Annotated in this window: 20 protein-coding genes and 1 pseudogene; 20 read left to right on the top strand and 1 reads right to left on the bottom strand. The window is 44.8% G+C overall.

Annotated elements, in window-relative coordinates:
* Positions 1-25 precede the first annotated feature (25 nt).
* The 5 genes from DSOL_RS20735 to DSOL_RS20715 all read left to right on the top strand — a co-directional run bounded on the left by DSOL_RS20735 (position 26) and on the right by DSOL_RS20715 (position 5215).
* A complete protein-coding gene (locus tag DSOL_RS20735; RefSeq protein ID WP_075366686.1) occupies positions 26-1204 on the top strand; it encodes a thiolase family protein in 1179 nt (392 codons plus the stop codon).
* Between the two features lie 162 nt (positions 1205-1366).
* The gene (locus DSOL_RS20730; RefSeq protein WP_075366685.1) at positions 1367-2221 is read left to right on the top strand and encodes a 3-hydroxyacyl-CoA dehydrogenase family protein; all 855 of its coding nucleotides are present in this window, start codon (positions 1367-1369) and stop codon (positions 2219-2221) included.
* A 19-nt stretch (positions 2222-2240) separates the two neighbouring features.
* A complete protein-coding gene (locus DSOL_RS20725) occupies positions 2241-3011 on the top strand; it encodes an enoyl-CoA hydratase-related protein (protein WP_075366684.1) in 771 nt (256 codons plus the stop codon).
* 134 nt (positions 3012-3145) lie between these two features.
* Positions 3146-4456, top strand: a complete 1311-nt coding sequence (locus DSOL_RS20720) for an amidohydrolase (protein ID WP_075366683.1) — start codon at positions 3146-3148, stop codon at positions 4454-4456.
* Positions 4457-4690: 234 nt separating this feature from the next.
* Positions 4691-5215: a nitroreductase family protein gene (locus DSOL_RS20715; RefSeq protein WP_075366682.1), complete on the top strand. Its 525-nt coding sequence runs from the start codon at positions 4691-4693 to the stop codon at positions 5213-5215.
* A gap of 148 nt (positions 5216-5363) precedes the next feature.
* On the opposite strand, the pseudogene DSOL_RS20710 reads toward DSOL_RS20715, so the two are convergent.
* Positions 5364-5495, bottom strand: a pseudogene (locus DSOL_RS20710) (IS3 family transposase); the annotation flags it as partial.
* 565 nt (positions 5496-6060) lie between these two features.
* Here DSOL_RS20710 and DSOL_RS20705 point away from each other — a divergent pair.
* The 15 genes from DSOL_RS20705 (at position 6061) to DSOL_RS20635 (ending at position 20105) form a co-directional block, all read left to right on the top strand.
* Positions 6061-6849, top strand: coding sequence for an IclR family transcriptional regulator (locus tag DSOL_RS20705; RefSeq protein WP_075366681.1), 789 nt, complete (start codon positions 6061-6063; stop codon positions 6847-6849).
* A 32-nt stretch (positions 6850-6881) separates the two neighbouring features.
* Positions 6882-7685 carry a beta/alpha barrel domain-containing protein gene (locus tag DSOL_RS20700; RefSeq protein WP_075366680.1) on the top strand — a complete coding sequence of 268 codons (804 nt, stop codon included), beginning with the start codon at positions 6882-6884 and terminating at the stop codon, positions 7683-7685.
* Positions 7685-8590 (top strand): molybdopterin-binding protein, encoded by a 906-nt coding sequence (locus DSOL_RS20695; RefSeq protein WP_235838925.1) that lies wholly within the window; start codon positions 7685-7687, stop codon positions 8588-8590. Before DSOL_RS20700 ends, DSOL_RS20695 begins: the two co-directional genes overlap by 1 nt.
* Entirely contained in the window at positions 8583-9356 is a 774-nt protein-coding gene (locus DSOL_RS20690) for a 2-keto-4-pentenoate hydratase (protein WP_075366679.1), read from the top strand. Before DSOL_RS20695 ends, DSOL_RS20690 begins: the two co-directional genes overlap by 8 nt.
* A gap of 27 nt (positions 9357-9383) precedes the next feature.
* Positions 9384-10259: an acetaldehyde dehydrogenase (acetylating) gene (locus tag DSOL_RS20685; protein WP_075366678.1), complete on the top strand. Its 876-nt coding sequence runs from the start codon at positions 9384-9386 to the stop codon at positions 10257-10259.
* Complete coding sequence (gene dmpG, locus DSOL_RS20680) at positions 10256-11260, top strand: 4-hydroxy-2-oxovalerate aldolase (protein ID WP_075366677.1); 1005 nt, start codon at positions 10256-10258, stop codon at positions 11258-11260. Before DSOL_RS20685 ends, dmpG begins: the two co-directional genes overlap by 4 nt.
* 13 nt (positions 11261-11273) lie before the next feature.
* Positions 11274-11894, top strand: coding sequence for a 4Fe-4S binding protein (locus tag DSOL_RS20675; protein ID WP_075366676.1), 621 nt, complete (start codon positions 11274-11276; stop codon positions 11892-11894).
* Positions 11894-13315, top strand: coding sequence for a hypothetical protein (locus DSOL_RS20670; protein WP_075366675.1), 1422 nt, complete (start codon positions 11894-11896; stop codon positions 13313-13315). The genes DSOL_RS20675 and DSOL_RS20670 overlap by 1 nt, the downstream gene beginning before the upstream one ends.
* A gap of 119 nt (positions 13316-13434) precedes the next feature.
* Positions 13435-14694, top strand: coding sequence for a benzoate/H(+) symporter BenE family transporter (locus DSOL_RS20665; protein ID WP_075366692.1), 1260 nt, complete (start codon positions 13435-13437; stop codon positions 14692-14694).
* Positions 14695-14912: 218 nt separating this feature from the next.
* Positions 14913-15737 carry an ATP-dependent sacrificial sulfur transferase LarE gene (gene larE / locus DSOL_RS20660; protein WP_075366674.1) on the top strand — a complete coding sequence of 275 codons (825 nt, stop codon included), beginning with the start codon at positions 14913-14915 and terminating at the stop codon, positions 15735-15737.
* Positions 15734-16495, top strand: a complete 762-nt coding sequence (larB, locus tag DSOL_RS20655; protein WP_075366673.1) for a nickel pincer cofactor biosynthesis protein LarB — start codon at positions 15734-15736, stop codon at positions 16493-16495. The genes larE and larB overlap by 4 nt, the downstream gene beginning before the upstream one ends.
* The gene (gene larC / locus DSOL_RS20650; RefSeq protein WP_075366672.1) at positions 16492-17718 is read left to right on the top strand and encodes a nickel pincer cofactor biosynthesis protein LarC; all 1227 of its coding nucleotides are present in this window, start codon (positions 16492-16494) and stop codon (positions 17716-17718) included. Before larB ends, larC begins: the two co-directional genes overlap by 4 nt.
* Before the next feature lie 24 nt (positions 17719-17742).
* A complete protein-coding gene (locus DSOL_RS29645; protein WP_075366671.1) occupies positions 17743-18573 on the top strand; it encodes a methyl-accepting chemotaxis protein in 831 nt (276 codons plus the stop codon).
* An 88-nt stretch (positions 18574-18661) separates the two neighbouring features.
* On the top strand, positions 18662-19201 hold the full coding sequence (locus tag DSOL_RS20640; RefSeq protein ID WP_075366670.1) for a carbonic anhydrase: 540 nt from the start codon (positions 18662-18664) through the stop codon (positions 19199-19201).
* A 223-nt stretch (positions 19202-19424) separates the two neighbouring features.
* Positions 19425-20105: a protein-L-isoaspartate(D-aspartate) O-methyltransferase gene (locus DSOL_RS20635; protein ID WP_139314557.1), complete on the top strand. Its 681-nt coding sequence runs from the start codon at positions 19425-19427 to the stop codon at positions 20103-20105.
* The last annotated feature ends 320 nt before the right edge of the window (positions 20106-20425 follow it).

The raw sequence follows: 20425 nt of genomic DNA, 5'->3' as shown, positions 1-20425 counted from the left end.
GGCAATTAAAGAGAGGAGCAAGCCCATGGAAGAGGTTGTTATTGTAGGTGCAGCAAGAACACCTATTGGAGATTTTTTAGGGTCATTAAAAGATGTATCAGCAGTAGACCTCGGGACGATAGCGGTAAAAGGTGCGTTAGACAAGGCTGGAGTCGAGGCAAGTCTTGTTGAAGATGTTGTCGGTGGAATGGTTTACAAAGCTGGTGCTAAAGGAAACCCAGCACGGCAAATACAACTCGCAGTTGGTATCCCGTTTGAAGCCGCGGCGACCACGGTTGACCAACAATGTGGTTCAGCCATGCGAGCCTTAGAGATTGCAACCCAACAAATGCTCTTAGGCAAATCGAGTGTCAGTGTTGCTGTAGGGATTGAAAGCATGTCCAGAGCGCCGCATTTACTGCTGAATTCTAGACAAGGTGTTAAGTTGGGGCCTGATACTTTACAAGATCATCTAACTTACGATGCGTTGGTGGATGCATTTATGGGCTATCATATGGGAGTAACTGCAGAAAACCTTGCTGAAAAATACAACATCACGCGAGAGGAACAAGACAATCTAGCCTACCTCAGTCATACACGAGCCGTGGAAGCCATTCAAAGTGGTCGGTTCAAAGATGAAATTGTGCCAGTGGAAATAAAGACTCGTAAAGGGACAACCATAGTTGAAGTGGATGAGCACCCTCGTGCAGATATATCTATGACCAGTCTGTCTAAGCTTAAGCCGGCGTTTAAGAAAGATGGAACAGTCACTGCAGGTAACGCATCCGGTTTGAATGATGGAGCAGCGGCATTAGTTTTAATGACATCGACTAAAGCGAAGGAACTCGGAATTAAACCGATCGCAAAAGTTCTTTCCACTGCTTCTTATGGCGTAGCCCCTGAAATTATGGGAATTGGACCAGCCTACGCAATCCCAAAAGCTCTTAAGTATGCCAACCTAAAACTCAGCGACATAGCCTATTTTGAGATCAATGAAGCCTTTGCTGCACAATTTTTGGCAGTAAATAAAGAGCTGGAAATTGATTTGGATAAAGTCAATGCGAACGGCTCCGGAATTGCCTTAGGTCATCCCGTTGGATGTTCAGGTGTTCGTATTATCGTAACCATGCTGAATGAAATGAAGCGTCGTGGAGGAAAATATGGCGTTGCCTCCTTATGTGTAGGTGGAGGTCCTGCTATGGCCACTGTTGTCGAAATGTTATAGTAACTTTTTACACACTCGAAGGGGGCTACCCTAGCCCCTTTTTTTTACTAGTCAGAAAGTATAACTTTCTGGAAGCATAAGTGCAACTAAGGCGGCCGCCTTCGCGAGGCTTGGCGCCAGCCAAGTTTTCTTTAATTCTAATTTATGATGGGAGGATTTAATGTGAAAAAAATAGTTGTTCTAGGTGCTGGGACTATGGGCGCTGGCATTGCATTCGTTGCTGCTCAAGCGGGTTTTCAGGTAATCCTTCGTGACGTTTCAGAAAGTCTTGTTCAAAAGGGCCTTAAAATTATTGAAAAAAACTTAAATAAAGCGGTTGAAAAGGGTAAAATGTCTGCTGAGGATAAATCGGGGATTCTTGGAACCCTCAAAGGAGTTTATGACGTAAATCAAATGGCCGAAGAATTAAAAGACACAGATTTAATTATTGAAGCAATCATTGAAAACATGTCAATTAAGAAAAGCGTTTATAAAGAATTTGATGCTCAATGTCCAGAAAAAACAATATTTGCTTCTAACACTTCTGCTTTGAGCATTAGTGAATTAGCCTCGGCAACAAGCCGTCCCCAAAATGTCATAGGTATGCATTTCTTTAATCCAGCCAATGTTATGCAACTTGTTGAGGTTATTGCCGGAGCAGCAACGAGCAATGAAACGGTTGAACTCGTAAATAATTTTGTGAAAGAAATAGGAAAAGTTCCCGTTCAAGTTAAAGAATCTCCAGGCTTTATTGTTAACAGAATGCTAGTTCCATTAATCAATGAGGCTGCATTTATCTATATGGAGGATATTGCGTCTGCAGAGGATATTGACACTGCAATGCGTCTCGGAGCAAACCACCCGATTGGGCCTCTTGCTTTAGGCGATATGATAGGATTAGATGTCTGTCTAGCTGTTATGGAAACGTTATATGCAGAATTCGGTGATCCTAAATATCGGCCTTGTCCTGTTCTTAAAAAGATGGTTCGTGCAGGCTTCTTAGGGCGTAAAACCGGAAAAGGATTCTATAAATATTAAACTTCTGGAGGGAATAGTGATGTCTGTCGTTGAGCTTAAGAAAGAAAATAGATTAGGTTTTGTGACCATTAATCGACCCAAGGTTTTAAACGCTCTCAATACGGAAGTCCTTAGCGAATTAAATCAAATGGTAACCATGCTTTACAATGATAGAGAAATCGATGTCGTAATTTTTACAGGCGCAGGAGAAAAGGCTTTTGTCGCCGGAGCAGACATTTCAGAAATGAAAGATAAGTCCCCACAAGAGAGTTATACCTTCGCGCGTCAAGGTCAGGTTTTGTTTCAACGAATTCAAGAACTTCCGCAACCTACAATTGCTGCAATTAATGGTTTTGCCTTTGGGGGAGGCTGTGAACTTGCGATGGTCTGTGATATGCGCATCGCAACTGACAAGGCAAAGTTTGGGCAACCTGAAGTCGCATTAGGTATTATACCAGGCTTCGGAGGAACACAACGTCTCCCCCGTCTTATTGGACGAGCAAAGGCTATGGAAATCATTCTAACAGGGCGAACAATCAATGCATCTGAAGCTTTAGAGTTAGGTTTGGTTAATAAAGTAGTATCTACAGAAAACCTTATGGCCGAGGCGGTTAGCCTAGCAGAAGCTATTCTTTCCAAAGGACCTTATGCGATTCGACAAGCAAAAGTCGCAATCAATAAAGGTCTTGAAGTGGATATTAATATGGGCTGTGAACTCGAAGGAAACTTATTTGCCTTATGCTTTGGAGAAGAACAGAAAGAAGGAATGTCGGCATTTTTAGAGAAAAGACAGCCTGATTATAAAAAATAGTATGAAGTTGTCTAGTACTGTAGCATTGTTCCCGTACCCTCATCTTTAATCAAGTTATTAAGACACGATGAAATTTAAAAGTTACGTAAAAACATATTAAGCTCCAATGTAGGAAAGGGAGTGTATTGGTCTCATTGTGCACTAATCATAAACCGGAGGAAACGATTCAAGCTCATTTCCCGGAGGCTTTGCAATGGCGGAGGGATCTGCATAAGTGTCCGCAACCGTCCTGGCTGGAATTTTTTGCTACGGGCTATGTGGCTGAAAAGTTGGAAGAGTGGGGTTATCAGGTAAAACTAGGCCGGGAAATTATCGCCGAAGATAAACAGCTTTTACTGCCGGATGCAGCAATCTTGCAAAGAGAATATGACCGGGCTCTGCAAGCAGGTGTGAAAGAGAAATTTATTGCGCCTGCCCAAGGCGGTTTTACTGGGGTGGTTGGAATTTTAAAAGGAGATCGACCGGGTCCAACGGTAGGCTTCCGCTTTGATATCGATTCCAATGAAGTTGTTGAATCAAATGCAGACTCTCACCGACCAGCCAGGGAAGGATTTGCTTCGCAAAATCCTGGTTATGCCCATATGTGCGGACACGATGCCCATACAGCGATTGGTTTGCTTTTAGCCCGTCATTTTGCGGAGAATAAAGCTAAACTTAACGGTACAGTTAAATTTATCTTCCAACCTAATGAGGAGAACTTAAGTGGAGCCCCGGCCATGATCGCAAAGGGCCTGCTGGATGACCTCGATTATCTTTTTGGCGGTCACGTTGGGATTACAGCCAGAAAGACCGGACAGATTGCTTTTGATATTTATAGTTTTCTGGCCTTATCCCGCTTTGAAGTCACTTACACAGGTCGTCCTACCCATGCCGGAATCAGTCCGCATGAAGGGAAAAATGCCTTATTGGGAGCTTGTGCAGCCGTAACTAACCTTTATGCCATTGCCCGGCATGGCGATGGCGCTTCCCGTATCAATGTTGGTACATTAGAAGCAGGCACGACCTGGAATGTCATACCAGAACGCGCCTATTTCCGCTTGGAAACACGGGGAGTAAGTAACCAAGTCAATTCCTACATGGTTCGGAAAGTGACTGAAATCCTCCATGGAGCGGCACAAATGTACGATCTAAATCTTGAAGTTAAACCTGCGGCTACAGCGCTTAGCTGTAGGAACTCACCTGACCTCATCAAGCTTGGCCTAAAGGTTGCTGAAAACCTGCCTTCGGTACAAGAAGCCATCCCGGAAATACCCTTTAACGGTTCGGAAGATGTCACTCTGATGATGGAACGGGTGCAGAACCACGGTGGAAAAGCCCTCTACGTACTGTTTGGAACCCCTATTTTTGGCGGTCACCACAGTTCCACCTTTGATGTGGATGAAGAAGTCATCCGCAACGGGGCAGAGTTCCTAGTCGGAATCCATGCGGCGGTTACGGAAGAATAGAATTACGCAAATACGTCGACCAACGACAATTTAATGTGCATGAATTGGGTTGCTTTGCTATTGATTTTAATCAATGGCTTTTTTCTCTATCTATAAACCGCATACTCAATTATGTGATGCGGCCCCGATTGCCTATATTACTTTTTTGGGCGTCCAGTGATCAAATATTGAGTTCTTGATGATGACTTTATCCAATGGTATGGTTAATATTATTGGAGTGGGGAGAGATGGAAGTTGAACGAAGCATTACAGACAATTATTACTCGGAGGAGTATCCGCAAATACGTCGACCAACCGATAAGCGAGGATCAGGTGCAATGGATGTTACGAGCGGCCATGAACGCTCCTTCCGGCGGCAACGAGCAGCCGTGGGAGTTTTTGGTGATTACTAACCGGGACAAACTTAAAAGAGTACCTGAATTTCATCCCTATTCCAAAATGCTGCCAGGAGCAGCCTTAGCAATTTTGGTCGTAGCAGATCCGGCCAGGGTAAAGTACGAAGGGGAACTGCGACAGCTTTGGATTCAGGACTGCTCAGCAGCTAGCCAAAATATTCTCCTGGCTGCCCATTCGCTTGGTTTGGGGGCCGTTTGGCTTGCGGTTTATCCCGATCCTTCAAGGCTGAACGGAATGCGAGAACTTTTTAGCATTCCAGAGGAGATGGTGCCGTTTAGCATCATTTCCATAGGCTACCCTGTGGAACCAAAACAAGCCGCGGACCGCTACGATGAAACCCGTATTCACCGAGAAATTTGGTGAAACTGGCAACCGTCTGGGGAAATCTATTCAGTTAAATGTGATCCTTTCCCGATAAACCAGACAAACAGAGTTAGTGTTTTCGCCCGAAATCTTAAAGATCCTTCAAATTTCATTTTCCAGTGCTATCATCGAGCTGCTAGCTCCTTAATTAGTGTGCAGCCAAGTCCTTGTAATACATCTGTTCAAAAGCCTCTGGAGTCATATTCCCCAGCGCCTGATGCCTGCGTTTTCTGTTATGGAAACATTCTATGTACCAGAAAATATCCCGCCTTGCCTCCTCGTCAGTTGCCATTTAAAGGATAACTCCTTTATCTCTTGTTTTCTTAAGAAAACAATTCGAGTTCGAACCTCGCGCATCGCGCCTCGAAACGACCTCCAGGGCCGATAATACTTGGGGCGCAGGCCCCTGAAAAAGTAGGTCATCGCCATGTAACATGCAAAAAGACTATCTCTTAACTGAGGTAGTCTTTTTGTCTATACGGTCTTTTAGAATGTATCCATTCTCTCTTATCAAGGAAGAAGTAGTCAGACATTTAGTCTAAGCAACCCCGTCACATAACGTGTGGCTGCAGTGTGAAGGTTAAGTGTGTGACAATAAGCTGCGGCTCCAAGTGATTTAGAAGAAATGATTTATTTGGATTGGTAATACCGTAAAACTTGCGACTATGCCGAACAAATTCATACAAGACTTAGAAGGAGATTTGAAATGCAAAGCGAATTAATAATTATAGAAATTCAAAACGCCATTCGGTAATAACGAACGAAACATTTCGAAGTCAGTTGAATTTTCCATTAACAGGCGGCAATAATAAAAAATGATTGTTTTAGAAAGGAGGTAAGTTAAAGTGACTGAAGATTTTCCAACGGTTACTGCGGGTACTCAGGTTCGGTCAGTGGCTAAGGCGCTTATGATTCTGAATGTGCTTGCTGAGCACCAGCGCGAAATGTCTTTGGGTGACATAGCTAAGGAGATGCAGTTGGCTAAAAGCACAGCCTACGGTCTATTGGCTACGTTAAGAGATTTTGGTTATATAGAGCAGTCCCCATTGGACGGTAAATACCGTCTAGGAATTCGACTCTTTGAAGTTGGGAATATTGTTGCCAATAGCTGGGATGTGCGCCAAGTAGCTGCACCATTCATTCAGACCCTGGTAGATGAACTGGGAGAAACCGTTCACCTGGTAGTTTTAGACAAGGGTGAGGTTTTATATATCGATAAGCGAGAGAGTACAAAATCTTTAAGAATTGTCTCTCAAGTGGGTACACGATTGCCGGCTCACTGTACTGGTGTAGGCAAGGTTTTCTTGGCAAATCTTCCGATTAATGAGGTAAGACGTATAATTGCCACCAAGGGTTTATCCCGCTATACCAAAAACACGATTACCGACTTCAGTCGGTTGGAAGAAGAGCTGAATCTAGTCAGACAACAGGGTTATGCAATGGATAATGAAGAGATTATGGAAAGCTTGCGTTGTGTAGCGGTGCCATTGCGGGATCATACTGGTAAAGTTTGTGCCGCAATTAGCGTATCTGGACCGTTGTCGCGGTTTGACGGAGAACAGCTTGAATCCATCGTGAACTTGATAGTTCGGATTGGACAGGAGATCTCGACAAGTCTGGGATATAGGTCATAAGAAAGGGAGATATTATGAAGGAGGTGATTGCAATGGAGTTGAGAGAGTTCCTGTTTGAACCACTCAAAGATAGGTCTTATTCGTTCGCGATCAGAACTCGGGAAAATGGAATACTGTCAGGAGTAGCTCGGGTAAACGAACTGGCGATTGATCTCGGGTTGGAAGTTATTTCAGTGGCTCCGGAAGGATCGTTGCTAATTCCCGGTATGGCGGTACTTACAGCTAGGGGCGATGCAGAGATGGTTACCAGGGCAGAGGAAACACTTATGGGAGCCATTGGAAAACCCTCTGGAGTAGCCACTGCTGCTGCAGACGTAGTAAAAAAGGCCAGTCCAGTTAAGGTGGTTTGCGGTGCTTGGAAAAAGATAGGTCAGGCTGCTAAGGGAGAACTACGCCAGGCGGTTATTACAGGTGGGGCAGGACTTCGGATGTCCGAACAACCATTTGTCTATTTAGACAAAAACTATATCCGAATGTTTGGAGGAGTTACCGCAGCCGTGGCTCAGGCAAAATTATTTGATCCGGATCGGTTGGTAGTTGCCCAATTGCGAGGTGAGGCCCAAGGTATTGTTGAAGAGGCCAGATATGCAGTACAGGCTGGGGCAGGCATTTTGATGGTTGATACCGGTATTCTGGAGGATTTCAAGGCTGTTATGTCTGCTGCTGTAGCCGATGGCTGGCGAAAAAGTGTACAGTTGGCCTTTGCCGGCGGGGTGTCCGCGGAAGAATTAGCTGACATCGTAGCACTTGGGCCGGATATTATTGATGTTGGTCGGGCCATTCTTGATGCTCCGTTACTTGATTTTAGTCTTGATGTGGAAGGCGGGGATCGTTAATGTTGGAGTGGGATCTGTTGGAGAAAACAACCTTTTGGATCGATGATATTGACTTGGACAATGCCAACTTAGGTCAGGTTGCAGAGGTTGCTGCCCAAGCGCTGGGATTGCAGCCGGAGGAAGTAATGGTTGTTGACGTACGACCGGGATTATTGGCTTTTGACATTTTGCAAAAGAAAGTCAAGCCGGACGCGGTAGCTGGCAAAGGAGAGACTATTCTCCAAGGTTTGGCAAGTCTTCAGGGAGTCATGATCGGGCCGAATGCAGCTATACATTCGGAAGGTGTTTTAGGATTTATTGCGCTGGATCCAAAAGAAGTCGGAGAAGTGCTTAGAACTTCGGCAGATCAGGCTAGGTTGGTCAGCGAGGCGGTGGCTCGGAGAGCAATAGTCTTTGCTTCCGGTGCAGAAGTAATAGCCGGTAAGATTGAGGATACTAATTCGCCGTATATAATGCAGCAACTGGAAAAACAGGGCTTCACCGCGCGGTTTGGAGGTATATTGGAAGACAATGCCAAGCTAGCGTCCGCTCGTATAGAAGAGGCTCTAGAAGCGGGTTTCGGTTTGGTGATAACAACTGGCGGAGTTGGGGCTGAAGATAAAGACTATAGTATAGAAGCTATCTTACGTTTGGATCCGCAAGCGTTCACACCCTGGATCTTGAAATTTACCCCGGACTACCGTCGCCATCACAAGGAGGGAGTACGCATAGCCGTGGGACAAGTGGGCATTGCGCGTATTGTCGCCCTGCCTGGACCGCATGAAGAGGCCCTTTTAGGATGTAATTCTCTTTTAACGGGACTGGCCCAAGGACTGGATGCAGAGTCGATAGCAGAGTCAATCGCTGCAGTAATAAGAGAGCGCTGGCGGCAAGCTATGAAAAACGGAGGTTATAAACATGGATAATAGGGACATTGCCGCTAAACTATTACAGGCGGAAAGTGAAAGGGTGCCCATTGACACCCTGACAGAGACATACCCAGGGTTAACGGTAGAGGATGCCTATCGTATCCAACTAGAGGGTATCACTATGAAGTTAGCTCAGGGCCGAAAGGTGATCGGTAAGAAAATTGGTTTGACCAGTAAGGGCATGCAGAAGCTGTTAGGAGTTAATGAGCCAGACTATGGACACCTGTTAGACAATATGTTGCTCTTAGAGGGAGAACCATGCCAGCGTCAGGAACTTCTCTTGCCTAAGGTGGAAGGGGAATTGGCTTTTGTCTTAAAGGATACCCTTAAGGGCCCTGGGGTAACCATAGCTGACGTATACCGTGCAACAGAAGGAGTCATGCCAGCCTTTGAGATTGTTGACAGCCGGATCCGTGATTGGAAGATAAAACTAGCAGACACTATCGCCGACAATGGCTCCAGTGCCCGCCTGGTCTTAGGCAGCCGCTTGGTTCCAGTACAAGATCTTGATTTGCGCCTAATCGGCATGGTTTTGGAGAAGAACGGAGAAATGGTCAGCACTGGAACTGGTGCGGAGGTATGGGGGCACCCTGCGGCTGCAGTTGCATGGTTAGCCAATAAGCTAGCTGAATTTGATATCGCATTGGAAGCTGGAGAGATTATTTTATCTGGGGCAGTGACGGCAGCCGAAGTGGCTGAGTCGGGGGATGTCTTCACGCTGTCTTTCGACGGGTTGGGCAGTTTAAATTTAAAATTCATTTAAAGAATGTCATTTGAGGAGATGTAATTGGTGGATAAAATTAAGGTAGCTGTGATTGGACCAGGAAATATTGGTACCGACTTGATGTTTAAGATCCTCAAAAGTCAGCACCTGGAAATGGGTCTGCTGACTGGAATTGTGGAATCTGAAGGGATTCAAAGGGCTCGGAACATGGGAATTAACACTTCGATTGAAGGGGTTAACGCGGTTCTCCAAGACCCGGATATTAAAATCGTTTTTGACGCAACCGGAGCGAAGCCACACCTTATGCATGCCCCGCTACTCAAAGAAGCGGGTAAAATAGCGATTGATTTGACGCCGGCTTCAGTCGGTCCCTATTGTGTTCCCTGTGTCAATTTAGAGGAATTGCTGGACGAACCGAATGTAAACATGGTGACGTGTGCCGGACAGGCAACGGTTCCAATTGTTTATGCCATTAACAAGGTAGCTTCCGTCCACTATGCGGAGATTGTCGCCAGTCTATCTAGTAAAAGCGCTGGTCCTGGAACCCGTCAAAACATTGATGAATTTACGGAAACCACCTCTAAGGCCTTGGTACAAGTTGGGGGGGCCAAGCGAGCGAAGGCGATCATCGTGTTAAATCCTGCTGAACCCCCTGTGATGATGGCGAACACTATTTATGTAGAAGTAGAGAATCCTGACGAAAAAGCTATTACGACCGCTGTTCAGATGATGGTGAACGAGATCCAAAAATACGTGCCAGGTTATAGGCTTCGCGTTCCTCCCATCATTGAAGGTCAAAAAGTTACCATCATGATTCAGGTAGAAGGGGCCGGCGATTTTCTGCCAAAATATTCCGGAAATCTTGATATCATCACTTCGGCAGCCGTATCCTACGCGGAAAGGCTTGCCCAAAAATTAATTAGAAAAGACGTGATCGCATGAGCAAGGCTAAAATTCATCTAGTGGACACAACATTGCGAGACGGAAGTCACGCAGTAAGCCATCAGTACACAGTGGAACAAGTGGCGGCCGTTGCCGGTGGGCTTGACGCGGCTGGGATTGAATATATCGAGGTGACTCACGGGGACGGCTTAGCGGGTTCTTCGTTTAATTATGGCAGGTCTGCCACGGATGAGGAGGAATTGATCAAAGCGGCAGCCGGAGTCATCAAAAACGGAATTTTAACTGTTTTATTGATTCCTGGGATCGGCACTATTGAAGATCTGAAACGGGCTGAGGCTTGCGGAGCTAAGGCGGTACGGGTTGCTACCCATGTGACAGAGGCGGATACTGCTGAGCAACATATACGGATGGCTAAGAGCCAGGGAATGAAGGTATTTGGCTTCTTGATGATGAGCCATATGGCGCCACCGGAGAAAGTGGTTGAGCAGGCCAAACTTTTTGAGTCGTACGGCGCGGATTTCGTTTATGTGGCCGATTCAGCCGGAGCCATGCTACCCGACGATGTTAGAGCCCGGGTTGGTGCTGTAGTCCAAGCTGTAAGGGTACCCGTCGGTTTTCATGCTCACAACAATCTGACCTTGGCCACCGCCAATTCCCTAGCCGCCTTAGAAGTTGGGGCAACCTTCCTGGATGGGACTTGCCGAGGCTTGGGGGCCGGGGCTGGTAATACTCAGATTGAAGCGCTCGTGGGGGTTCTGAATAAAGTCGGTTACCAGACGGGTGTGGATTTTTACAAAATCATGGATGTTGCTGAAGACCTGGTTGAGCCCATGATGCACCGTCCGCAGGTAGTGCGCAATGCTCCATTAATGCTGGGTTATGCCGGTGTGTATTCAAGTTTTCTCTTACACACTTACCGGGCGGCTGAACGATTTAACCTTAACCCCCGGGACATCTTGGCAGAACTAGGAAAGAGGCGAATGGTTGGCGGTCAGGAAGATATGATTGTTGATGTGGCGTATCAGTTGGCGAACCAATAAAAAGGAGGGTATCATGAAAAACGTAAATTTACTGGCAGTCATTGACAAAGAGAAGTGCATCGGCTGTAAAACGTGTGTGAAGGTTTGTCCAGTATTAGCCATCAAGATGGAGGACCGGTTAGCAATTGCTGACGATGAAATGTGCCGTGGTTGTGCCGCTTGTGAGCAACGTTGCCCAGTTTATGCGATAAGTATGGTCAAAAGGGAACAACCAGTTGTTGTTAAGGTTGATGTCAGCAGTGTGGATTATGCTTTGATTGAAGATCTCTGCCGGAAGGCTAAATTTAATCCTGAACAGTTGATTTGCTATTGTACAGCGACTCGGGCGGAAGAAATTGCTGCTGCGATTATACTAGGGGCCGATACCCCGGAAAAACTTTCCTTACTGACGGGCGCCCGTACTGGCTGTAAAGTTGAATGTATTCAACCCTTGTTACGTCTTCTCGAGGCAGCCGGTGTCAAACCGCAACCGCCAGAAGGTGGATGGCAGTGGTATGGTAAGACAGTTACAGTGTGGGATATTTCAGAGGAAGTAAAACAAAAATATGCGAGCCGGGGATTTTACTTCGATGAAGACATTAAACTTTTAGATCGAGTAGTTGCAGCTCCGCTGCAAGGAAGGAGTGAATCTTGATGCGACCTCCAATCAAGCCGATACCGCCTCGTTCATCCCAATATGGGATTGATCCAGACTTAGTCAAAACCCGTGTCAGTGAACTGCCTGGAATGACTTCGGTCATGCTGACCGATCTTTTCCCTGATCTTCCGGAAGTGATTTTCCCCAGTGATGAGGGAGTGTTAGCAATTCGCAAAGCTGCTGAAGCCGCTTTGCAAAACGTCGATATGAGCAAAATTAAGCCAGAACACTCTGTGAATATCCTTGCTTCTCATCACGGTTTCACCCTAATGGGTGGTGAACCCTATGCGGAAATGCTCAAAGCCATTAAAGATGTTGTTGAGGCACGCACGGGTTGTCGCAACGTTCGTCTGCGGGCGGGAGTGGGACTTCGCTTCCGCGAGACGGAGGAGTATATCAAGCGCCACGGCCTGGATGTCTATTTCGATGGCAAAGCTATTGGGGTAGCGCCGATTGATCAAGGGATTCCTATCGAGACGGAGGTAGGAACCTTATTCGGACTTAAAAAGGTTTACGATGCGGACTGGATTATCCATGCTCACAACAGCGATGTCCGTGAGGTTCATTTTCATCGCCAAGTTGATCGGGCTGTAAAGCCTTTCGGAATGTCTTATGCCCGAATCGAGACTCGTTCTACGTACCATCAGAACCTCGGACCGAGAGCGGCTAACTTCACGGCCCGCGCTATTTTCGATTCAACCTTCGTGCAAAGTAAATTTGCCTTTGCTTCGTTTCTTACAGTCGCACCTAACGGAATCATCGGGGTGGATGTCGACAGTGATCTGTATGCCCTTAATGATAGGGTAACTCAAACTGGTTTACGTTATTACGGCAAAATAATGACCTTATTCGGAGAACTTGAGGACTATATTTGTGCTTTAGATTTTCCTTGCCCAGTCGTTTACGTTTTCTCAGCGGGCGTCATCTATGCCAATGTTGTGGGCGCTAACACGGATCTTTATGATCTCGACTTACCTTTACCAGCCTATACATGGTATACAGAGGCATTTTACGGTAAACAGGGTCGGCCTTTGCTTGATGATATTCCAACAGTTAATCGGGCCATTAAAATGTGTGTACAAAATTACGCCTGGACCGGTTATCCAAGTGCTTTTTTTAGCGAGCACATTCCAACGATTGTTGTCGGACAAGAGCAAGCCGAACTTTTTAGCCGCGATCCGCAGAATCTTACCTATATGGACCATGCCATGGTGGCTGAGAGTACGGAGTCGGCTATGGAATTTGCCTATAAGACCACAGGGACGAGAAAGGTCGTTATTTTTGATGGGGCTGTCGGTGGTATTAATGTCAGCGAATCTTTAGCCGAGGAACTGTTGCAGAAAGCTCCCGCTGTCAGCGCTAAAGTCGATGAAATCTTATTGCCAAAATGGCTGCGTCAGAGAGGAATATTGATTTAATTAAAGCTGGACATCGAGATTTCGGTGGGGGACTCTACCCCCACCGAAGCAGAAAAGTGGAACTCCCCCCACTTACAGAAGTGGGAGTCTTGGAAACGGATAACAAGGGAGGAAATTATGTGCTCATCGAAAAGGGATATGATTTAAGGGAAAGTTTCAAAATTTTATGGCAAAACTTAAACGCTTCTGGAGTCGCCACAGGTTTAGTAGCTACCCTCTTTAGTACTATGGGACCAGGTATGGTCGTCATGAATGCTGCCAAGCAGGGCGGCTTGTCAGACGCTCAAGCCGTTTCTTGGCTCCTAGGTATCTACCTTTGTGGTGGATTGGCGACCATGTTTATGTCTTTACGTTACCGGATACCGGTTGTCATAGCTTTTAGTATCCCTGGGGCTGTCATGCTCGGAAAATTAATCCCCAATTTTACGTTTAATGAGGTAATAGGTGCGTATGTTGTCGTTGGTGTGGTCACGTTCCTTCTTACCGTAAGCGGTGCTATCAAGAAATTGGTGGAACACATTCCAGTGCCGGTAATGTTGGGTATGGTTGGCGGTGTGTTATTAAGCTTTGCTACAAGTATGTTTACTGCAGCTATTAAGATGCCCCAGGTTTATGGCATCATGGTAGTGGCGTTTTTTCTGGCAATGGCTTTTAAAAGTTTCTCTAAAAAGTTCCCCCCGATCATTATGGCGATTATTGCCGGTGTTGTCTTATTGGGATTCTTTGGTCTAATTAAACCCATTCCATTAACCTGGGAAATTGCTAAACCAGTTTTCGTGACTCCGGCTTTCAGCTTACGGGCGATTATAGATATCAGTATTCCTCTCTTCTTCTTAGTCATTGGCGTTCAAAACATTCAGGCGGTTGGGGTTCTCATGGCCGAAGAGTATAGACCACCGATTAACTCGATGTATTTGGTACCCAGTATTGCCACGTTTATTAACTCTTTGCTTGGGGCTCATCCTGCTGTGACCGCAGGTCCGAGTACGGCTATTTGTTCCAGTGCGGCCGCGGGTGAAAAGAAGGATCTGCGCTTTATCGCGGCGTTCTCGGAAGGGGTCTTTTGGGTTATCTTTGCTTTACTGGCGAAGATTATTGTAGAATCGGTGAAGATGGTTCCTAAAGAATTTACGGCTGTCTTAGCGGGGTTAGCTATGTTTGAAGTCTTTTCCAGTGCTTTCAAAGGAGCTTTTGCCGGCAAATTTAGATTTGGGGCTTTAGTCGCTTTCTTTGTCGCGGTTACAAACCTCTCGATCTTAAATGTAGGTGCTCCATTATGGGCAATCTTTCTTGGTATCCTGACATCCTTACTAGTCGAGAGAGAGGATTTTAGAGTTAAAAAGGGTGAGGGTGCTGAAAATCTTCAAACAGCAAAATAAATGCTTATTATACTCAATTACTCATCTGGTATAACTGTTTAAGTCAAGAATCTAAAAGTAAAGATAAGTTAGCGGGCGTCGACTGTCGCCCGCTACTTCCTAAACAAGACCATAATTGGACTTACGACTTGTCAAATTAGGCGAGTTGTTTTGCGCCGAGAATATACAGCAATTGGGTTTTAAATACTTTTATCGTGGAAAATACAGGAGGGAAACAGATGAATCCGGCAAATAAAGCTAAGCTAGAAAAATTGCGTAAGATCTTAAGAGATATGGAAAGTGTCGTTATTGCTTTTTCAGGTGGAGTTGACAGTACTTTTCTGATTAAAGTTGCGGTAGAAGTACTAGGCGACAAAGCCTTAGCAGTCACAGCTACTTCTTCAACTTATCCTGCTCAGGAGCAGGCGGAAGCTCAAAAACTTGCTCGCGAATTAGGGGCTAGACATAAACTAATCGTTTCGGAAGAATTGGATATTGAAGGGTTTGCGGATAATCCGCCTAACCGGTGCTATTACTGTAAGAATGAACTATTCTCCAAATTATTAATTGTCGCCAAGGATGAGGGAATAAATTACGTTCTTGATGGTTCTAACTTCGATGACTTAAATGACCATAGACCGGGAATGAAAGCAGCAAAGGAATTGGGCGTACGCAGTCCACTAAAAGAAGCAGGCATCACTAAAGAGGAAATTCGTTGTTTTTCCAAAGAAATGGGTTTATCGACATGGAACAAACCTTCCTTTGCTTGCCTTAGTTCCCGTTTTCCGTATAGCTCTAGAATAACGAAAGAAAAGTTGAACCAAGTAGATCGAGGAGAAATGTTATTGCGTTCCTTGGGTTTTCAACAGTTTCGATTACGTCACCATGGTGAAATTGCCCGGATCGAGATCAGCCGAGATCAATTTTCGCTAATGGTAGAAAAAGTAGACCAAGTCGTTGAAGAGCTAAAAGCTTGTGGTTTTACTTATGTTACCATGGACCTGCAAGGTTACCGGACGGGGAGTATGAATGAGACTTTAAAGGAAGAGGACAAAAAAGTATGAACGAAAAAAGCCTGCGTGATTTGCTCATAGGAATCAAGCATAACGAAATTAGTGTTGATGCTGGGTTAGATAAATTGAAAGATTTGCCCTTTGAAGATTTAGGTTTTGCCAAAATCGACCATCATCGCCAGCTCAGGCAGGGATTTCCTGAAGTTATCTATAGTGCAGGCAAAACTACTCAACAGATCGTTACCATCGCCGAAAAGCTAGCTGAAGGGGCAGAAAACAACATTTTAGCCACTAGGGCTAATTATGATGTTTATGAAGCAATTGCTGCACGGATTCCTGACGTTGAGTATTATGATTTAGCTCGCTTAATTGTGATACGGCGAGGTGAACAGGCAAAACGGGGACACATCTTAGTGCTCAGTGCAGGAACCTCAGACCTTCCTGTTGCGGAAGAAGCGGCTATTACCGCCGAAGTGATGGGCAACCGGGTGGAACGCCTTTATGACACCGGTGTAGCGGGTATTCATCGTTTATTAAGCCAAAAGGATAAGCTTTTTGCCGCACGGGTCTTAATCGTGGTTGCTGGAATGGAAGGAGCCCTCGCCAGTGTAGTTGGAGGGTTAGTGGACAAACCGGTGATTGCCGTGCCCACCAGTGTTGGTTATGGTGCCAGTTTCGGCGGGTTAGCCGCTTTGCTTGCGATGTTGAATAGCTGTGCCAGTGGTGTGAGTGTGGTCAATATCGATAATGGTTTCGGTGCAGGTTATCAGGCTAGTTTAATCAATAAATTAGGGGAGGATGGAGCATGAGAATCGCCTACTTTCATTGTTTTGCCGGGATAAGTGGAGATATGACGTTGGGGGCTTTAGTTGATGCTGGTTTAGATTGGGAGCAACTAAAGTCAGATTTAGCCAAACTTCCTTTAACAGGTTATCAATTACAAATGGAGAAAGTGATTAAACAAGGCATCAGTGGGACCAAGGTACACGTTTTAACTGAAGAAGGCCATGTACATCGTCATCTGCGGGATGTTCAAGAAATAATTAGTAATAGTACGCTGCCGGAAGTTGTTAAAGAAAAAAGTATCCAGGTTTTTACTCGGTTGGCTGAAGCTGAAGCAAAAGTACATCAGACAACTATTGAGCGGATTCATTTTCATGAAGTTGGGGCCATGGATGCCATCATTGATATTGTTGGTTCAGTTATTGGCTTGTGGAGGCTGGGGATTGAAGAAGTATATGCTTCACCAGTGCATACCGGAACAGGTTTTACTGAATGTGCCCACGGGATAATGCCAGTTCCTGCACCTGCGACTATGGAACTATTGCAAGGGGTTCCCATATACTCCCAGGATATAGAAAAAGAATTAGTTACTCCAACTGGAGCGGCAATTATTACCGCATATTGTAAAAATTTCGGCAGTATGCCGCCGATGCGGGTTGATAACACCGGTTATGGGGCAGGTGAGCATGATTTAGTCATTCCAAACTTGCTGCGTTTAACCATTGGTGAGAAACTGGATCAGGTTGGTTCCGACGGGCATATTCGTTATGGCGGCAAGGGTGATGTCCACCAAGGACAAGCCCTGATGATGGAAGCCAATATAGATGACATGAACCCGGAGTTTTATGATTACCTGATTAACAAATTCCTTAAAGCCGGAGCGATGGATGTTTTCTTGCGGAAAATCCAGATGAAAAAAAACCGCCCAGCCATAGTATTAAGTTTATTGATCCGTACCCATCAATTAGAAACATTCTACCAGCAGATATTTGCTGAGACAACGTCCATCGGGGTTAGGGTTTACCCTGTGACCAAGTATATGCTGCCTTATGAAATAAGGACAGTGCAGACCAAGTTAGGTCAAGCTAAGGTGAAAGTTGCCCGTTATCAGGATAGCCTGCGTAATGTGGCTCCAGAATATGAGGATTGCCGTAAACTAGCAGAAGAGCAACAGATACCGCTTAAAGAAGTTTACGATATTATCAAATACGAAGCTTACCAGCAATTAGAACAAAAGGATCATAGCTAACTTTAGGGAGGCGACGTAATCTTGATGTATCATGTCACCAGAGCGCAACTGGAAGCATTTAAAACCTTGGAGGAAGTCATTCCTTACCTTTTGGGAGAAGAGGCTGTATTGTTTACTACAAATACGGAAAGCTTTGATTCGATGTATACCCCAAAAAGTTTTGTGACCTATAAGGCTAAAACAGGTGACAGACTGGCGGAGGGCAGCGGTGGTAAGCAATGTGTAGTGACAGGTCAACCGATTGATAAACTCGTTCCGAAAGAGGTGTATGGGTTTACATTTCGAACGATTGCTCTCCCTGCCATTGAAGATGGCAAAGTTATTGGCTGTATTGCGGTAGCGAGAAGCAGAGAGAAGCCGGAATTGATCATCGAAATTGCGGACAATCTCTCCGCCAGTTCGGAGGAAATTGCTGCATCCTTGCAAGAAATGACAGTGTACGCTGACAAGAGTGTGGAATCCATGTCAGATTTAGAAAATGCTATTAAAGCATTAATAGATGGACTTATAATCATCGAAGAAATGAACGAGCTTGTTAAAAACATTGCTTCACAGACCAATTTGTTAGCGCTTAATGCAGCGATAGAGGCGGCCAGGGCTGGTGAACATGGGCGCGGGTTCGCAGTGGTGGCTGAAGAAGTGAAAAAACTATCTCAGAAAAGTGTTGATGCAGTGAAGAACATTAGGCAGGCAATACTAAGTAGTCAGAAGAGCATCAATAATGTAGTGGATCAGATCAGCCAAAATGTTGCGACTACTCAGAACCAGGCGCAGATAACACATGACATAGAATCGGCTATGGCTGAAGTAGTAACCAGTGCTACGGGTTTATACGATGTTAGCAAAACAATCTAACTGTCTGCGCATTGATAAATGAATCCGTACATCTAGTGGGACACGAACTCGGAGTGGACTCGGATTTGTTTGGAAAGGAATAATGATAATGGATAAATTAATTCACGTATCAACTGAAGAAGATATTTTTCCCGAATATAGAGAAACCCCGATTGGACTTCTTTTGGAATATCATAATCTTCATCGTTCATTTGATTCATATTCGAAAGCGCAGTTATTAATAGGAATGTGTATGGATAATCGAAAATCTCTTCGCATTCCAGATAATTTTGCGTATATAATTCGCAGTGGCGGGGGGAATTTACGTTACAGTGAGTTTAAAGTATCGTATGCCATTGCTATTGGCGGTGTAAAGGCCATAGCTTTACTAGGCCATAATAATTGTGGTATGGTAAATCTTTATTCTAAGAAAGAAAAATTTATTGAAGGATTAGTTGAAACTGCAGGATGGAACAAGGAATTTGCAGAGGAGCATTATATGAATTTTGCTCCAATGTATGAAATTGGAAATGAAATAGATTTTGTTTTAAGTGAGGCTGTAAGATTAAGATCAAGATATCCTAAAATTTTAGTTGCACCACTATTTTACAATATAGAAGATAATGAATTTTATCTTATTAAAGAATGATTTCCAGAGTAGGGAATTTACCAATATAATATTAAAACACAGTATCAAGGAGATATTTAAGGATATCTCCTTGATACTGTGTTTTAATGTATTTACAAAGCAACATTGATGCTTTTGATGAGGAAGAATACAAACGCAAATTTTATAGAACAAAAGTGGAATATAAATAGAACTTGTTATAACGGAGAAGAATAGAAAAAACTTAAAGTTGGGTGAGATAAATTTGACCATAGATTATTACAAGGTTGATTCAGATGTGCGACTGGCAGAACGTGAGTGGATGGTTCAGACTCAACTCATTGGTCGAGACATCACGGATGAGGCGGTCATTAATAGTATGCTTATCGTGCCACGACACAAGTATGTTCTGGAAGATAAACAAGAGTATGCGTATTATGGCACCGCCTTGGAAATTGAAGCAGGGCAGACGATAAGTCAGCCGTATATTGTGGCCCTCATGGCTCAGGCGTTAGAGTTAAAAGCGAACGATAAGGTTTTAGAAGTAGGAACGGGTTCTGGTTATTCCGCCGCTGTACTATCCCGCATTGCTTTATGTATCTATACAATTGAACGACATGATGTACTGGCCCATTTGGCGAAGGAACGGTTTCAGAATCAGGGTTATGAAAATGTTGAAGTGCGCATTGGGGACGGTACACTTGGATGGACGGAAAAAGCACCGTTTGACGCCATACTGGTCACGGCGGGAGGCCCTGTGATCCCGGAGTCTTTAATCGATCAATTGGCTATCGGAGGACGTTTGGTTATCCCGGTAGGGGATAAGGGAGATCAAAAGCTGTTGCGAGTTAAGAAAACAGTGACAAGGGAACTCATAGAAGAGAATTTGGGTTCGGTGCGTTTTGTTCCGCTGATTGGAACAGAGGGTTGGAGTGAACTAAACTAAACAATCCGAGCTTACAGTGAAGTATGTGAGACTTAATAAGAACTTACTTCTTTAGATTTCCTTCAATAATAAGACGATAAAATCATTTTCCAGCATAAATAATTTTACTCATACTTTGAAATCTATTAAAGAAAAAAATACAGAGAGAAATAATAGTTGACAGTACACTGGCATAATGGTATTATAACTGAGCGCCACAAAGACGCACGCTGATTGAACGAGTAAGGGGTAAAACCTTCGGGCTAGTTAATCCAGACAAAACAAATTAGTTATTGACAACGCGAGTTGAAAATGCTAAGATGTAGATCCGGCCCAAGAAG

The sequence above is a fragment of the Desulfosporosinus metallidurans genome (genome assembly GCF_001936615.1).
Taxonomy (GTDB): Bacteria; Bacillota; Desulfitobacteriia; order Desulfitobacteriales; family Desulfitobacteriaceae; genus Desulfosporosinus; species Desulfosporosinus metallidurans.
The sequence above is the reverse complement of the archived record's forward strand: the minus strand, read 5'-3'. Positions and strand labels throughout refer to the sequence as shown.

Bases quoted from the DNA above. Each gene is read 5' to 3' on its own strand.
- DSOL_RS20675 (WP_075366676.1), top strand. From the start codon at position 11,274: ATGAAAAACGTAAATTTACTGGCAGTCATTGACAAAGAGAAGTGCATC.
- larC (WP_075366672.1), top strand. From the start codon at position 16,492: ATGAGAATCGCCTACTTTCATTGTTTTGCCGGGATAAGTGGAGATATG.
- larE (WP_075366674.1), top strand. From the start codon at position 14,913: ATGAATCCGGCAAATAAAGCTAAGCTAGAAAAATTGCGTAAGATCTTA.
- DSOL_RS20700 (WP_075366680.1), top strand. From the start codon at position 6,882: ATGGAGTTGAGAGAGTTCCTGTTTGAACCACTCAAAGATAGGTCTTAT.
- larB (WP_075366673.1), top strand. From the start codon at position 15,734: ATGAACGAAAAAAGCCTGCGTGATTTGCTCATAGGAATCAAGCATAAC.
- DSOL_RS20695 (WP_235838925.1), top strand. From the start codon at position 7,685: ATGTTGGAGTGGGATCTGTTGGAGAAAACAACCTTTTGGATCGATGAT.
- dmpG (WP_075366677.1), top strand. From the start codon at position 10,256: ATGAGCAAGGCTAAAATTCATCTAGTGGACACAACATTGCGAGACGGA.
- DSOL_RS20725 (WP_075366684.1), top strand. From the start codon at position 2,241: ATGTCTGTCGTTGAGCTTAAGAAAGAAAATAGATTAGGTTTTGTGACC.
- DSOL_RS20735 (WP_075366686.1), top strand. From the start codon at position 26: ATGGAAGAGGTTGTTATTGTAGGTGCAGCAAGAACACCTATTGGAGAT.
- DSOL_RS20670 (WP_075366675.1), top strand. From the start codon at position 11,894: ATGCGACCTCCAATCAAGCCGATACCGCCTCGTTCATCCCAATATGGG.
- DSOL_RS20640 (WP_075366670.1), top strand. From the start codon at position 18,662: ATGGATAAATTAATTCACGTATCAACTGAAGAAGATATTTTTCCCGAA.
- DSOL_RS29645 (WP_075366671.1), top strand. From the start codon at position 17,743: ATGTATCATGTCACCAGAGCGCAACTGGAAGCATTTAAAACCTTGGAG.
- DSOL_RS20690 (WP_075366679.1), top strand. From the start codon at position 8,583: ATGGATAATAGGGACATTGCCGCTAAACTATTACAGGCGGAAAGTGAA.